Origin of the sequence: Paraneptunicella aestuarii (assembly GCF_019900845.1) — a bacterium.
Lineage (GTDB): Bacteria > Pseudomonadota > Gammaproteobacteria > Enterobacterales > Alteromonadaceae > Paraneptunicella > Paraneptunicella aestuarii.
Genome location: NZ_CP074570.1, coordinates 1,853,641 through 1,868,207, shown reverse-complemented (window position 1 = coordinate 1,868,207; position 14,567 = coordinate 1,853,641). Strand labels below are relative to the sequence as shown.

At 43.3% G+C, this 14,567-nt stretch carries 11 protein-coding genes; 9 read left to right on the top strand and 2 right to left on the bottom strand.

The features are described from left to right. Nucleotides 1–69 precede the first annotated feature (69 nt). The 8 genes from KIH87_RS07795 (at nucleotide 70) to KIH87_RS07760 (ending at nucleotide 11,523) form a co-directional block, all read left to right on the top strand. Nucleotides 70–741, top strand: coding sequence for a lysoplasmalogenase (locus KIH87_RS07795; RefSeq protein ID WP_232360966.1), 672 nt, complete (start codon nucleotides 70–72; stop codon nucleotides 739–741). A 310-nt stretch (nucleotides 742–1,051) separates the two neighbouring features. After that, nucleotides 1,052–1,627, top strand: coding sequence for an FMN-binding negative transcriptional regulator (locus tag KIH87_RS07790; RefSeq protein WP_232360965.1), 576 nt, complete (start codon nucleotides 1,052–1,054; stop codon nucleotides 1,625–1,627). 31 nt (nucleotides 1,628–1,658) lie between these two features. Continuing rightward, nucleotides 1,659–2,267 carry a LysE family translocator gene (locus tag KIH87_RS07785; RefSeq protein WP_232360964.1) on the top strand — a complete coding sequence of 203 codons (609 nt, stop codon included), beginning with the start codon at nucleotides 1,659–1,661 and terminating at the stop codon, nucleotides 2,265–2,267. A gap of 119 nt (nucleotides 2,268–2,386) precedes the next feature. After that, on the top strand, nucleotides 2,387–3,022 hold the full coding sequence (locus KIH87_RS07780; RefSeq protein WP_232360963.1) for a PilZ domain-containing protein: 636 nt from the start codon (nucleotides 2,387–2,389) through the stop codon (nucleotides 3,020–3,022). Between the two features lie 36 nt (nucleotides 3,023–3,058). Next, nucleotides 3,059–6,526 carry a transcription-repair coupling factor gene (mfd, locus tag KIH87_RS07775; protein ID WP_232360962.1) on the top strand — a complete coding sequence of 1,156 codons (3,468 nt, stop codon included), beginning with the start codon at nucleotides 3,059–3,061 and terminating at the stop codon, nucleotides 6,524–6,526. Nucleotides 6,527–6,644: 118 nt separating this feature from the next. Next, the gene (locus tag KIH87_RS07770) at nucleotides 6,645–8,423 is read left to right on the top strand and encodes a CsiV family protein (RefSeq protein WP_232360961.1); all 1,779 of its coding nucleotides are present in this window, start codon (nucleotides 6,645–6,647) and stop codon (nucleotides 8,421–8,423) included. A 328-nt stretch (nucleotides 8,424–8,751) separates the two neighbouring features. Continuing rightward, on the top strand, nucleotides 8,752–9,417 hold the full coding sequence (locus tag KIH87_RS07765; protein WP_232360960.1) for a phosphoglycolate phosphatase: 666 nt from the start codon (nucleotides 8,752–8,754) through the stop codon (nucleotides 9,415–9,417). Nucleotides 9,418–9,576: 159 nt separating this feature from the next. After that, complete coding sequence (locus tag KIH87_RS07760; RefSeq protein WP_232360959.1) at nucleotides 9,577–11,523, top strand: L-tyrosine/L-tryptophan isonitrile synthase family protein; 1,947 nt, start codon at nucleotides 9,577–9,579, stop codon at nucleotides 11,521–11,523. A gap of 77 nt (nucleotides 11,524–11,600) precedes the next feature. Here the strand turns inward: KIH87_RS07760 and KIH87_RS07755 are convergent, their stop codons facing one another. Together KIH87_RS07755 and nagZ are read right to left on the bottom strand one after the other, a co-directional pair. After that, nucleotides 11,601–13,052, bottom strand: a complete 1,452-nt coding sequence (locus KIH87_RS07755) for an SLC13 family permease (protein ID WP_232360958.1) — start codon at nucleotides 13,050–13,052, stop codon at nucleotides 11,601–11,603. Continuing rightward, nucleotides 13,042–14,073: a beta-N-acetylhexosaminidase gene (nagZ, locus tag KIH87_RS07750; protein WP_232360957.1), complete on the bottom strand. Its 1,032-nt coding sequence runs from the start codon at nucleotides 14,071–14,073 to the stop codon at nucleotides 13,042–13,044. The genes KIH87_RS07755 and nagZ overlap by 11 nt, the downstream gene beginning before the upstream one ends. 228 nt (nucleotides 14,074–14,301) lie before the next feature. Here nagZ and KIH87_RS07745 point away from each other — a divergent pair, with 228 nt between their 5' ends. After that, the gene (locus KIH87_RS07745) at nucleotides 14,302–14,565 is read left to right on the top strand and encodes a GrxA family glutaredoxin (protein WP_232360956.1); all 264 of its coding nucleotides are present in this window, start codon (nucleotides 14,302–14,304) and stop codon (nucleotides 14,563–14,565) included. The last annotated feature ends 2 nt before the right edge of the window (nucleotides 14,566–14,567 follow it).

Sequence of the window (14,567 nt, the reverse complement as noted above, 5' to 3'; positions counted from 1 at the left end):
AATCTTGCGCCGAAGAGGCTTTCGATGCATGCTAGCAAACCATAATCATTTTTAAGAAGAAGCCTTGCAGTGAACAAAGGGATCAAAATCGTTTTAGCTTTCATAATTATTTCTGTTGCTTACCTAATCTCACTGGACTTTCGTCCTTACCCACTAGACTTTATTGTAAAAGCAACCCCCATATTCTTACTGATTTATTACTCCTATACAGAACTGGAAGGTAAGTTACGCACATTCACAACACTTGCATTACTGTTTAGCTCTTTTGGTGATATTTTCCTGTCAATTAACATCCAAAATAGTTTCCTTTTTGGGCTTTCTTCTTTTCTTATCGGGCACATTTTTTACATAGCTGCTTTTTGGGGTTTGAAAAACAAAACTCGCCATATGACAAAAATGTTACTAACGATCGTTGTATTGGGTATGACAGCCACTATGGGAGTAAAGGTTATTCCTATTGCCGGGGAATTGGCGATACCAGTGTCGGCTTATATCAGCGTAATAGCGTCAATGGGTGTGTTTGCCATATTTGCATGGCGACATAGCCTGCTCCACTTCTTCGGGGCTTTTTCATTTATCATTTCAGACTCAATGATTGCCTGGAATAAGTTTATTGAACCCATCCCCAATGAGCGCTATCTGATCATGACCACCTACTATGTGGCTCAATTACTCATTCTTCGAGGTATCTTAAATCTGCAAAAAGAGAACAAGGCGCTTGTCGATAACACGAACATCTAAGTAAGTGTACACAACTGTAAGTCACCTACAGAAATTGATCGCAGACTCGACGCCTCTTTATTGAAGAAAGGAATCCCTGGAGTCTCCACTGCCGCTTCGCCCATTCATTAAGTGGGAAGCGGGGCTGAGGGTCTGCTCACTACTTTCTGTATGTGACTGATTATTTGGAACAGTAATTTAGGTTCGAGCATTCAACATATTAATATAGAAATAGATTTGTCCTATTTCATGTATAGAGAAATGAAATAGGACACCACTTTAAACTCCCGCTATTATCGCTCCAGATATTTCGCAAACGCACGGCAGCATCATGTACATTCCCAAGCATTTTGAAGTAAAGGATCAGGAAGAACTCCATCGCTTTATTCAGAGCCATGCATTTGGTCAACTCATCTCAAATATAGATGGTCGCCCATTTGTCAGCCACCTTCCCTTTAAACTGAGTGAAGACAAGCAACAGCTTCTATGTCATGTAGCTCGGCGTAATCCTCAATGGCAATCCATTGAATCCCAGGAAATATTGGTGACATTTCAGGGAGCTCACGACTACATTTCCCCAACCTGGTATCAATCACAAGGTGTACCAACATGGAACTATCAAGCCGTACATGTATACGGCAAAGCCGAGTTAATGACAGATTCTGACGAACTTCAGACTCTGGTCGAAGAACTCAGTGCAATCTACGAGAGGCAAAATCCGAATCCCTGGCAACCTGACTACAAAGCCTCCATGCTGAATATGATTGTTGGCATAAAAATCGCGATTACCGAAATTCAGGGAAAATACAAGTTCAGCCAGAACCGAAGTTTGGAAGACAGAGAAAACGTTATCTCAAAGCTGCAAGAAAATGGCTCAAACTCATTAGCCAAAGAAATGCAAAAGTAATCAACATCCCCTACAAAAAAGAAGGTTGAACATGGAAGAGTTTATTTCTCTCGTTGTAGCTACATCATTATTACTGGGATCACCTGGACCTGCGCCTTTAGCTTTAGCAGCGACAGGAGCCACCATAGGTACCAAGCAAGGGCTACCTTTTCTAAGCGGCATTTTGCTAGGACTATTAGTGGTTATCACCACTACCACATTGGGGCTGACAGCCTTATTTACAGCCTTTCCAGCCCTAAAACTGACCATGCAAGTTGTGGGTGGTCTCTATATTATTTATGTCGCTGTTAAAATAGCTAGAGTCCCCATACTTAGCCCGCAACAAGCAAATATTAATGTTGAAAAAATGCCAGGATTAATTGATGGATTTATTCTAAATCTACTCAACCCCAAAGCTTATGCAGCGTTGCTGGCTCTTTTCTCTCAATTTACTTTACCACTAGCATCACCGCAGCTTGGCTTAATCGCTACCGCAACCACCTGTTTTATACTCGCCACAATTCTGGATTTTATCTGGTTAGCGATGGGAAGCGTGCTACGTCCACTGTTTGAAAAACCAACCTCAGCCAAAATCGTGCGCTCCAGTTTTGCCACATTAATGATCGCAGCCGTTGCTTTTACCTTTGTTGAAATGGTTTAGCAAAAGCTAAATAACTCCGGTTAATTGCGAGCTTCAAGCCATGATTTACTTGGAATTCGAAACCAACCGTACTACTCTAACACCATGTCAATCTTAGATATTTTAGCGTTTATTAGCTGATGGAAAATTTAAGTCTGGAAGAGAAAATCGAGAAATTTAACGAATTCTTCACCATCAAACACGCGGTTAATGTAAATGCCGTTCCCGTTCCAGATGATTTCGTTCTTCCCGATGAAGAAAATCTAACCGAGCACATGCCCTACGCATTTCGCATTGCCAGCGATATCGCTCATATTGAATCGCAGGCATTGAGATCGCTCAGAAACCTCAGCGACCACGCCACTGAACTGGCTGAATTTCTCAACCACCAATCACACAAGATTGATCTCATCATGTCCTATGTATTGCGACAGGAAGATCACTCTGATCATCAGTTTAAATCAATTGAGTTTGGCGGCAGTGGGCTCACCCTAAAGTCACCTGAAGCGATGCCTGTTGGCGCATGCTATGAACTCAAACTCTTTTTAGACGTCGAGGCCAGCGCAGTGTTTTGTTACGGTGAAGTGATAAAGTGCGAAAAAGTCGAAACAGACTCAGTTACAAATATTGACACAGATAGCGCTTGCGATGAAATACCAGAGCAATACAATGTGTCGCTCATTTATACCCGCATCCGTGAGCAGGATCAGGAACTGTTGGTAAGAGCGAGCTTACATTTGCAATCAAAACAGTTGCGCAAGCAGCCGAAAAAGTAAGCTAAAGACAAATTAATCAAGTATCTTCAAGCATTCATGGCCAGTAGTATTTTCGCGCCTGTACTGCCCTCAAAAGCAGGCGATCATAAGCATTGGGCAAATCTGAAAGGTAGCTCTGCCGCCTTGGCAATAAGCAATACCGCAAAATCCAGTCAACGACGCATTTTGCTGGTCACGGCTGATACACCAAGCGCGCTGAAACTGGAAAAAGAAATCAAATTCTTTTTGCAAGCTCCCGTTCAAGTATTCCCCGATTGGGAAACCCTTCCCTATGATAATTTTTCGCCACATCAGGATATTATTTCTCAGCGTCTGGAAACCCTGTACCACCTGACCCAAAGCGAACCCGGGATCTTTATCGTACCGGTAAATACGCTACTGCAACGCATGGCTCCGGTTGATTATCTCGGGCAATTCCTACTGATACTGAAAAAAGGCCAAACACTTAATATCGAACAATTTCGCAGACGTTTGGAAAAAGCAGGCTATACCCACGTTAATCAGGTTATGGCGCACAGTGAATTCTCCATTCGTGGCAGCATCATCGACCTTTACCCAATGGGTAGCAAAGACCCTTACCGAATTGATTTGTTCGATGATGAAATTGACAGCATTCGTATTTTTGACCCCGACAGTCAACGCTCGCAAGAGCCGGTTGAAAGTATTCGTATGCTCCCGGCACATGAGTTCCCTACAGACGAAGCGGCAATTAATCGCTTCCGTGAGCAATACAAACAACAGTTTGATGCCGGATTAGGAAAGGGCTCTATTTTTCAGGATGTCAGCAACCGCATCATGCCAGCGGGTATCGAATACTACCTGCCACTGTTCTTTGAGCAAACTGCCACCCTGTTCGATTATTTACCTGAAAACACATTAGTGATGATGCATGGTGACTTGTATCACTCTGCTGAATTCTTCTGGGCCGATCTCAATGAGCGCTATGAACAATATCGTTGGGATCCACTCAAACCCTTATTGCCGCCAGAATCTCTCTTTCTGCGTGTCGACCAATTATTCGAAGCATTAAAACAATGGCCTCGGTTGTCCTTGTTTAAAGATGCAGGCGAAGATAATGCTCAAACCATCAACTATCAGATTGAAAATATTGGTGATATTGGCATTAATCCTCAAGTCAAAGTGCCGACCATCAAGTTACAGGAACAGCTTAAAGAATGGAAAAGCACAGGAATCCGAGTGCTGTTTTGTGCCGAATCGCAAGGTCGCAGAGAAACCCTTCTGGAATTATTGAGCAAAGCCAATATTCGACCAGAACCCGTTGCCAGTTTTAATGAATTCGTAAAAACACATGCCCCCATTGGCATATGTATTGGCCTGGTCGAGCACAGTTTTATTCTGCACGAAAGCGACGGAGCTCTGGCCTTTATTACCGAAACCGAGTTGCTAGGACACAAAATAAGTCAACGTCGTTTACGCGATAAACGTGAAGCAACCGATGAAAACGCCGTTATTCGCAACCTGGCAGAACTTACACCGGGACAAGCCGTTGTGCATCTAGATCACGGTGTGGGTCGCTTTTTGGGGTTACAAACACTTGATGTCGGTGGTATCCCAGCAGAATACCTGACTCTGGAATATGCCAAAAGCGCCAAGCTTTACGTTCCTGTAAGCTCACTGCATTTAATCAGTCGATACACAGGCGGCGAAACCGACCATGCTCCTCTGCATACTTTGGGCACAGAAACCTGGTCAAAAGCCAAGCAAAAAGCCGCAGAGAAGATTCGTGATGTGGCGGCACAACTGCTGGATATCTACGCTCAGCGCGCAGCCAAACCGGGGCATGCATATCAATTAGACTGGGATGGCTACCGCGCCTTTAGTGAAAGCTTTCCTTTTGAAGAAACCGCTGATCAACAACAAGCTATCAGCGCCGTACTCAATGACATGCAATCACCCAACGCCATGGACAGACTGGTTTGTGGTGATGTGGGCTTTGGCAAAACCGAAGTGGCTATGCGTGCAGCCTATATAGCCGCCAGCCAGAATAAGCAGGTGGCGATATTAGTCCCTACCACGCTATTAGCCCAACAACACTATGAAAACTTCGTTGATCGCTTCGCAGACACGGCTTTGCGCATTGATGTGATGTCCCGCTTCAGAAGCACCAAAGAACAAAATCAAGTGCTGGAAAACCTGGCTAATGGCAAAGTCGATATTGTGGTAGGTACTCACAAGCTGATCCAGAAAGACGTTAAATTCGCTAATCTGGGCTTGGTGATCATCGACGAAGAACATCGTTTTGGGGTGCAGCAAAAAGAGAAATTCAAATCGCTACGAGCCGAAGTTGACATACTCACCCTCACCGCGACACCCATCCCAAGAACGCTTAATATGGCATTAAGTGGTATGCGTGATTTGTCCATCATCGCGACACCGCCTGCAAAACGCCTTGCAATAAAAACCTTTGTCAGACAAAAAGACAAACAGCTGGTTCGCGAAGCCATTATGCGTGAAATCCTGCGTGGTGGTCAGGTGTACTTCCTGCACAATGAAGTCGACACCATTGAGAAAACCGCCAACGAAATCGCTGAAATCGTACCCGAAGCAAAAATCGGCATAGCTCACGGCCAAATGCGAGAGCGCGAGCTGGAACGGGTTATGTCTGACTTCTACCACCAGCGTTTTAATGTACTGGTGTGTACCACCATTATTGAAACCGGTATCGACGTACCATCCGCTAACACCATCATTATGGACAGAGCCGATCATCTAGGTTTGGCGCAATTACATCAGCTTAGAGGCCGTGTAGGACGATCTCATCACCAGGCTTATGCTTACCTGCTCACGCCTCACCCCAAGCGCATGACCAAAGATGCAGTAAAACGACTGGATGCCATTTCTTCATTGGAAGATTTGGGAGCCGGCTTTGCACTGGCAACACACGATTTGGAAATACGTGGCGCAGGTGAATTATTAGGTGAAGACCAGTCAGGCCAAATGGCGACCATCGGTTTTAGCTTGTATATGGATATGCTGGAACTGGCCGTTGAAGCCCTAAAAGAAGGCAAAGAGCCGAGTTTGGAAAATGTATTGGCGAAGCAAACGGAAATCGAATTACGTATTCCGGCACTGTTACCGGAAGACTATATTCCAGACGTCAATACACGACTGTCGCAATACAAGAAAATTGCCTCCTGCAAGAATATGGATCAATTGGAAGATGTTCAGGTTGAGCTGATTGACCGCTTTGGTTTGTTACCTGATGCCACCAAAAACCTGTTCAAGATCAGTGAAATGAAAATGCTGGCGCAACAGGTAGGTATTCAGAAAATTGAAGCCAGTCAGAGCGGAGGTTTTATTGAATTCACCCAAAATACCAAGGTGGATCCCGGCTTTATCATCAGTTTAATTCAGGCGCAATCCAACATTTACAAACTGGATGGCCCACAACGACTGAAATTTAAAATAAACACGGACAACGCCGAAGAGCGTGTTAAACTTATCGGCGATATGTTACAAGAATTCACTAAACAGGCGGCCTAACCCTTTGATACATAAGAATTTTAGCAAGGGAATAACGACTCGTTCTGACGCTAAATTGCGGCTCTCTCAAAACACATCAACTCGAAACGAGCAAATAAGAGCAAGAGCGAGTATCAAAGTGAAGCTATGCAGCGCACTCATAGCTGCTACCAGTGTATTCTCTGTCAATGCACAAGCGCAGCAAAAGCCTGATTGGTGGTTCGATATTGAAGTCATCGTATTCAAACGCAATATTGATGGCTCGCAACTCACCGAATCTTTTCCTTTTGCATTGCAGCCAATTGAAATGCAAGGTGTGCGTGACTTGCTAACACCTTATTTGCACCCAGATATCAGCCGTCTAAACAAGGTTCTTCCCAATTGCTATCAACAGGAAAGCATCGCATTTCCAAAGCAAACCGCACCAGCATTTAGCATAGACGAAAGCGTATTTGAGCCTTTAACTCCGGTTGATGTATTTCCTCAATATCATTCTCAAGCCTCTTATCAAGAGCAAGGCATGGATCTGCGCGGTGGCAGAGCAATAAGCAATGAAAGAGAAGAGCAACTCAATGGAATGTCTGAAGAAGAGAGGCAAATACAAAGCCTGCAAATGGCTTTTTCTATGCCTGATGAAAGACCAGGTGAAAGACCAGGTGAAAATCCAGATGAAGTGCCAGAAACAGCACAGGAATCAAGTAACACAATAGATTCGGGCTCGTCTTCCCCAGAAAGTTTTCCTCTAAAAGAAAGAGTTCAAACCGCAAGCTACTCAGACAATATCACTACTTCTGAAAACGCTCAGGAACTTGATGAAGCTCAAGAAGCATCTACCCCACAAGCAATTTATGATGCAATGACGTTTCAAACAGAGAAGCAGCAATATCAACTGGCTCACTGGGAGATCCCTGCCGATCTGGGCTGTTCATTTAGCAATAACAAGCCGCGCTTTTGGCTAAATGATGTTATTGATCCCAGCTTGGCAAACCCCGATTTACTGGATTATTTACCTTTATCTGAAATAGACAGCATTTTTATTGAATCAGTACCCAATATTGTTGATAGCTTCAACCGAGACGATATTAGAAGCCCATACTTACTGCCAGCATCACAGTTAGCGCTGAAAAAGCTGGCAAGAGATATAAACCGTATGCGTGGACTAGAAACCATGCTGCATCTGGCATGGCGACAACCGGTTAAGTTTGGCCCACAACAGTCACCCGGGTTTAGATTAATCGCAGGTAAAAACTACGGAAACGAATTTGCTTACAACGGCTATCCCATGCCCCCAGAAATGCTTTCAGCCAACAAGCAGAAAAACACAAACTCTCATGCGCAAGAGCATCCCCGGGAGCAAAGCTCAAGCTCAACAGCGTTTCTGTCAGAAGAATGGATGTCCGAAGAAGATAAGATGCTAAATGACATCAAACAGGCACTGGCAGAACTGGATAAAGTGGAATTAAGAGGTGCAGATAGTCCCCAATCAGCATCTATCCTCATTGATATACCAGACATGGCTCAGAACGAAGCAAACAAAGATATTTGGGAGCTGGACGGCATGTTTAGAGTTTATTTACAAAATATTGGTCGCACGCCGTATTTGCATATCGACAGCAAACTGAACTTCCGTCAGCCCATGTTATTGCAAGGCTATCAGTTGCCAGAGCGCATATTGCAAGCATTTCAGCCTCCTTTAGAGTTACCAGACGAGGGCAACGGCATTCAATCTGGAGTCACTGAAAGCAATTCAAATGACAACTCAGCCATGCCCACTCAACCACTGTACTTCCTGAAGCCTTATCACTTTCAGCAATTGCGTAGAGTGATCAGCCGCCAAATGCACTATTTTGATCACCCCATGTTTGGCATGGTCGTACAAATCAGGCGCTACAAAATCCCTGATTTTATGAATGAGTAATCCCTCAAAGGGTGAATGCGCAATCCAATCGCTTGATAGATTGCAGAATCAGGTTTTCATAAGCTCATTCGCACTCAATAAGAGCTAAACCTTATCTTTATTTTTAGTAAATGAAGATTAAATGCGAATATCAAATTATAAAAAAGTATGACTTTAAATACATAACAATCAAAAAAATGATTATTTAATATTCTCAAATCTAAAAACCTTAAATTCTTGAATGTGAACTTATGAGATTAAAAACAGAGATAAACCTTGTCCATTCATTTGAATTGTTATAGAAAAAAGCACTGCAACACCCCCTTAATCTCTCTTATCAGGCATTCATATGACCGTAAAATTTCTTATCTTTGATCTGGATGGTACCTTGGTAAATAGCGCGCCAGATATAGCTCAGGCATTGAATAAAACCTTGCTGGAATTTGGCTTATCGGTGGTGGAAGAAACACAGGTACAAGAATGGGTCGGCAAAGGTATCGAAGTTTTACTGGCTCGCGCTTTAGAGAACGCTTTAGAAGATACTGATGCCATTGAAAAAATGAAAGGCAAAGCACTTCAAAGCATCAAACATCATTACGCGCAATGTTGCACCGACAAAACGCACCTTTACCCTCAAGTTATTGAAACTTTAGATAAATTACAGGAAAAAGAGCTTGATTTCTCGATAGCGACAAACAAGCCAACAGCAATGATTGCCCCTATATTGAATGCCTTGAACATTAGCAGCTACTTCCCGTTTTTTGTTGGTGGTGACGATGTAGTGAACAAAAAACCACATCCTGAAATGCTGCTCAAATGCATGTCAGAACGGGGATACAAGCCCGAAGAAACCATGATGATTGGCGATTCAAGTAATGACATTCAGGCAGCGAGAAATGCCCATATTCCCGTTGCAGCATTCACTTATGGATACAATCACGGTAAGCCCATTGCATCAGAAAATCCTGACTTTGTACTTAATTCATTTAGTGAACTATTGAACATAATTAAATAGAAAGAGCAAAAAACAAAACAAAGCGAGCATTTAAATTACCGCAAAAAAGAGTTAACCATACTTGATTAATCCAAGCTCTAATTATTATCCATTTGACACAAATAAATTAGGCTTCTACTTTTTCATAATCACGAAATTTTACAAAAGCAGGGTAAAATCATGCGCGATAATGAAAATATTGTTGATCTAATATTATTTGAATTAACTCAAGAAGTTTTAATCTGTAATAATTCCACACACGAAGGATATGAAAAACTTAAAAGCCAAATAAAACTACATGTAGAAAATAAGCAACCGATTCGATTTATTCTACCTGCGTTTCCCTGTAAGTCAGTCAACCGCAATAAAGTGTTGGGGACAAAGCCTGATATGGGGGAATATCTAGCTATCAAAAAGCTGGTTAAAACCATCAGAAATATAGAGTCTATCTATCCGCAAGGCTCTATTGTTACGATATTTTCTGACTACCATACATTCAGTGAGTTCATTAGTGTCGATTTGACTCACCATTACCAGTATTCAGAAGGCTTGAAGCAGATCATCAACAGCTTCAACGCCAGCGACATTATTGCCGTCACAAACTTTCAACATTTCCAAGAGTTTGCTGCCTATGAAGTGCATGAATATTCCGATGCACTACGGGCACTTTATGGAGACAAGCAGTATCAGGACAACTTTGACAACTTGCTTGAAACCGATGAAAACGTACACCTGACTTACATCGGCATGAAGCGATTCATGTGCGAAGACCAAAGACCACTCACTAACGCTATGACCAAAAAAGAAAGGAATCAGCGTATATCCGATATTGCCAAAGGCATGATGTTACAAGGTAAAGCGCTGGATAAATTCCTGGCAAAACACTACGACGACTATATCCGACTTAGCATTCATGACCATCCATTTAATGGAAGCAAATATAGTGTGGCTTTATTTGAGAAAAGCGTCATCGAAAAAGGTTCTATTAAAACCCCTTGGCATAACACCGTGCTATTTGATACATCCAATGCACAATTCAGCATTGCTCCCCTTATCGAACATCAGGTAGAGACCCATATTGGCTCTCAGGTTTTATTGCCAGTTCAATATAAAAACTCACCTTGGCTACTGATAAAACTATCAAGCGCAAAACCCTCTGTTTTAGAACAATATTGCAAACTGGAACTGTCTTTAATCCGTCATCAGTGCGGGCTCATTATCGACGGTAAAAACACCGGCTTGTCATTGCATGATTTTGACAATAATGAGCTAACTGCCTTAAACAAACAGTTTGGCGTAGTCGTACTTAGAAATTTCGAGCGTTTCCACACCTCGAAAGACTACGAAAATTGGTATCAAAAACGCGGTAAGATGATCCCATGGAAATTTGGATTCACCCATGTTGTAGCCCCCGAGATAGGTCATCAAGGCAAGCCGCCCTCTTCGGTTGATTCTGAAGAAGGATTACCGATTCACTGGGATCTCAATAGCCCGCCCGCTTATATGAACATTGATCAAAGCATTCATAAATACAGCGATTACACCCCCCGGGAATTCACCCTCTATTGCCATAGAATGGAGACTGCCGATCCTGCTCAGCAAGGACTCAGTTTGTTAGTGGATACTCTAAATGCCAGTTTGTCTATCAATGGACACTTACGAGAATCGCTACGCAATACCCACTTAAGCTATTTCACTGAACAAAGCTATTTTGGCGGCATTGAACGAGTGTACCCTATCGTCATGCACTCCAAATGGCTACAGGAAGACATTATTCGATGGTGGGAAGTCTGGGATAGCAAAGACCACCCAAACACTATCCAGCCGAATTATTCCAAAATTGTTGATTCACCAGAGTTCAAAGACATGGCGCAATTGGAAAAGATTCTACGAGCCATATGCATGTCGGAATCCAATATGTTTAAACTCGCCATGCAGCCCGGTGACGCCATCCTCATTAATAACGAGACAATGCTCCATGGCCGTACCGAATTCAAAGGCTATCGAGAACTTTGGCGTATTCAACTACAACCCCCAGCAATCAACAGCCCATTCAAACACTTAAGCTACGAGAACCAACAGCTGTATAGAAAGAGGAAAGCGAATCAGTTGGAAGCGATTGTTTAAAATGAGGGATTAAATCACCACAGCCGCATTCAAGCGGCTGTGGTTTAACCTTTAATTAATGGGAATAGCAAAAGCAATTATCCCAAGGATAAATACGACACTGTCGCAACAACACAAGCAACCAAAATATTAAGCACTGCACCTTCCTTTGCCATATCACTGATTTTGAACTTGTCTGTACCGTACACAATCGCGTTAGGAGCTGTCGCAACAGGCAACATAAAGGCACAACTGGCACTAATCGCAGCAGGGATCATCAACAAAGCAGGATCAATCCCCATAGAGCTACCTGTTACCGCCAAGATGGGCATAAGCAGTGTTGCCGTTGCAGTATTCGAGGTGATTTCGGTCAGGAAAGTCACAAAAATACAAATACTCAATATCAATAACAGTAGAGGAAATTCATTCAGTACACTCAGAAAATTCCCGATTTCCTTACTCAAACCAGATGCAGTGAATGCCTTGGCAATACAAATGCCACCAGCAAATAACAATAACATTCCCCAAGGGATATTATTCGCCGTTTGCCAATCCAACAGCCTATCGTTTTTAACACCACTTCCGGTTGGCACCATGAACATGGCAACCACGCCAGCAAGTGCAATGGTGCTATCTCCAACCGAGTTGAGTTGCAATGCCTCAGTCCAAAATGGACGCGTTATCCAGGCTAATGCAACACAGGCAAACACCCCAATAACACGTCTCTCCTGAGATCGCCACTCACCTACTTCTGGAAGATGAAAATCGTTTAATTCCCCTAAGCCTCGGGTTAGCCACAGCGCCATGACAGGAATAGCTAACAAGACAATAGGCACACCAAACTTCATCCATTCAATAAAGTTAATCTCTGTTCCCGTATGTTCCTGATAAACACTCATAAAAATGATGTTTGGCGGCGTACCAATTGGCGTACCCACGCCTCCCAAACTGGCGGCATAGGCAATACCCAGCAGGATGGCAATCGCCACTCTGGGATTATTGATAGGTTGTAGAACCGCTAGCGCAATGGGCAGTAACATCAGGGTTGTAGCGGTGTTAGATATCCACATACTAAGAGCCGCGGCGGTGATCATAAAGGCAAAAACCAAGCGTTTGGCGCTTTGTCCGCCAGTAATCCGGATCATATATAAAGCAAAGCGCTGATGAACATTCGACTTCTCAATGCCCTTAGAGAGCATAAACGCGCCCATCAACAGAATAATGACATGACTTCCCAATGACGATGCCGCCTCACTATGGCTGAGCACTCCGGTTAAGGGAAAGGCAAAAAAGGGGATGAGAGAAGTAGCCGGAATAGGTAACGCTTCAGTGACCCAAAGAATGGCCGTGAACAGGGTTATCGCCGCAGTCCAGGCAATAGGTGTATCGAATCCGGCAGCGCTGGTTCCCAATCCTAAAACAGTGGATGCAATAAAGGCAGAAACAATCACCCAAAAGCTAAAGGATATTTTTCCCCTGCTTTCTGGTTCTCCCGAATTTTCAGGCTCAGAGCGATTCGATACAGGTTCAACGTCTTTATTATTGCTCATGATACTTCTCTAACTGCTTCTGGGCTTCATTCCAGCGGGTGGACTGTTGTAGCTGAGCCCAAGCTTTATTATCCGCTCTTTGTGACATCAACATAGTCGCTAAACGTCTGTTTGACGTTGCGTTGATATAATCATGGGATAACTCATCCAACACCTGAATAGCGCCTTTTCGGTGATTACATACCAATGCCATGTCACAACCCGCGTTAAATGCCGCTTCAGCACGTTGAGTAAAGCTACCAATGCCTGTCGCACCTTCCATCGCTAAATCATCTGAAAAGACAACACCATCAAACCCTAGCTGTTGACGCAAAATCTGTTTAATCCAAACCTCAGAAAAACCCGCCGGCATGTCGTCCACGTCTGGATAAATCACATGCGCTGGCATCACGGCATCCAACAGTCCCTGCTCATGAACGGCTTTAAATACAGACATATCAATGTTGAAAACATCTCCTCTCGCTCGCTTATCAACAGGGATAGCAATATGGGAATCTTCCAGGACATTACCATGACCCGGAAAATGCTTGCCTGTTGACTTCATGCCCGCTTCTCGCATCCCTTCAATAAAAGCTGCGCCTATTGAAATGATATCTTGCGGGTTGTCGCTAAAGCTTCTGTCGCCAATCACTTCTGAGATACCGTGAATATCCAGTACCGGCGCAAAACTAATATCAATATCAACAGCTTGCACTTCAGCTGCCATCAACCAACCAAAGCTTTTGGCATACTGACAGGCCGTATTGATATCTTCAGGAAAGGAATTCTGCAAACTTCCCATTGCAGGAATGGCACTAAACCCCTGACGAAAACGTTGTACACGCCCCCCTTCATGATCAACAGCGAACAGCAATTCATTTCGTGCCGCTGCGCGAGTTTGCCGAACAAGTTCTCTTACTTGTGTGACATCGTGATAATTGCGAGTAAACAGAATGACTCCACCTACCAAGGGGTGTTCAAGGATCTCTTTTTCTTCCGGAGTCAGCTCATATCCGGTGAGATCTAACATTATTGGTGCCATAAAGGGTCTTTATAATGATTTTTATTGCGCACCAATATAAAAGATGTGCCAGAAAATACAATCATTTGCCCGGCAACCTATCAAAAATGCGTCAATCTCCGGTTAATCGTAATTACTGATGAATTAAATCGAATTAATCGTCTTTTCCATTGAAATACATGAACTAGAATAGTCACATTAAATGATGATTCTTCTTATATGACTGTAAGAAAAAACCGGGAGAAAACAATGTACGCTGTCATTTTTGGACGTGAAGGATGCCCTTATTGTGTAAGAGCAAAAGATTTAGCAACAAAGTTAAGTGAAGAGCGCGATGACTTCAAATTTCGCTATATCGACATTCAAAAAGAAGGTATCAGCAAGGCTGATTTGGAAAAAACCGTGGGTAAACCGGTAGAAACCGTACCTCAAATCTTTTTGGATCAAGAACATATCGGAGGATTTACTGACTTTGAGGCTTATGCCAAAGCGCATTTAGGTTTATACGAGTAAAC

Excerpts from the sequence above, each read along its gene's own strand:
- KIH87_RS07790 (WP_232360965.1), top strand. The coding sequence starts at position 1,052 with ATGTACATTCCCAAGCATTTTGAAGTAAAGGATCAGGAAGAACTCCAT.
- KIH87_RS07780 (WP_232360963.1), top strand. The coding sequence starts at position 2,387 with ATGGAAAATTTAAGTCTGGAAGAGAAAATCGAGAAATTTAACGAATTC.
- KIH87_RS07765 (WP_232360960.1), top strand. The coding sequence starts at position 8,752 with ATGACCGTAAAATTTCTTATCTTTGATCTGGATGGTACCTTGGTAAAT.
- KIH87_RS07755 (WP_232360958.1), bottom strand. The coding sequence starts at position 13,052 with ATGAGCAATAATAAAGACGTTGAACCTGTATCGAATCGCTCTGAGCCT.
- nagZ (WP_232360957.1), bottom strand. The coding sequence starts at position 14,073 with ATGGCACCAATAATGTTAGATCTCACCGGATATGAGCTGACTCCGGAA.
- KIH87_RS07745 (WP_232360956.1), top strand. The coding sequence starts at position 14,302 with ATGTACGCTGTCATTTTTGGACGTGAAGGATGCCCTTATTGTGTAAGA.
- KIH87_RS07760 (WP_232360959.1), top strand. The coding sequence starts at position 9,577 with ATGCGCGATAATGAAAATATTGTTGATCTAATATTATTTGAATTAACT.
- KIH87_RS07785 (WP_232360964.1), top strand. The coding sequence starts at position 1,659 with ATGGAAGAGTTTATTTCTCTCGTTGTAGCTACATCATTATTACTGGGA.
- mfd (WP_232360962.1), top strand. The coding sequence starts at position 3,059 with ATGGCCAGTAGTATTTTCGCGCCTGTACTGCCCTCAAAAGCAGGCGAT.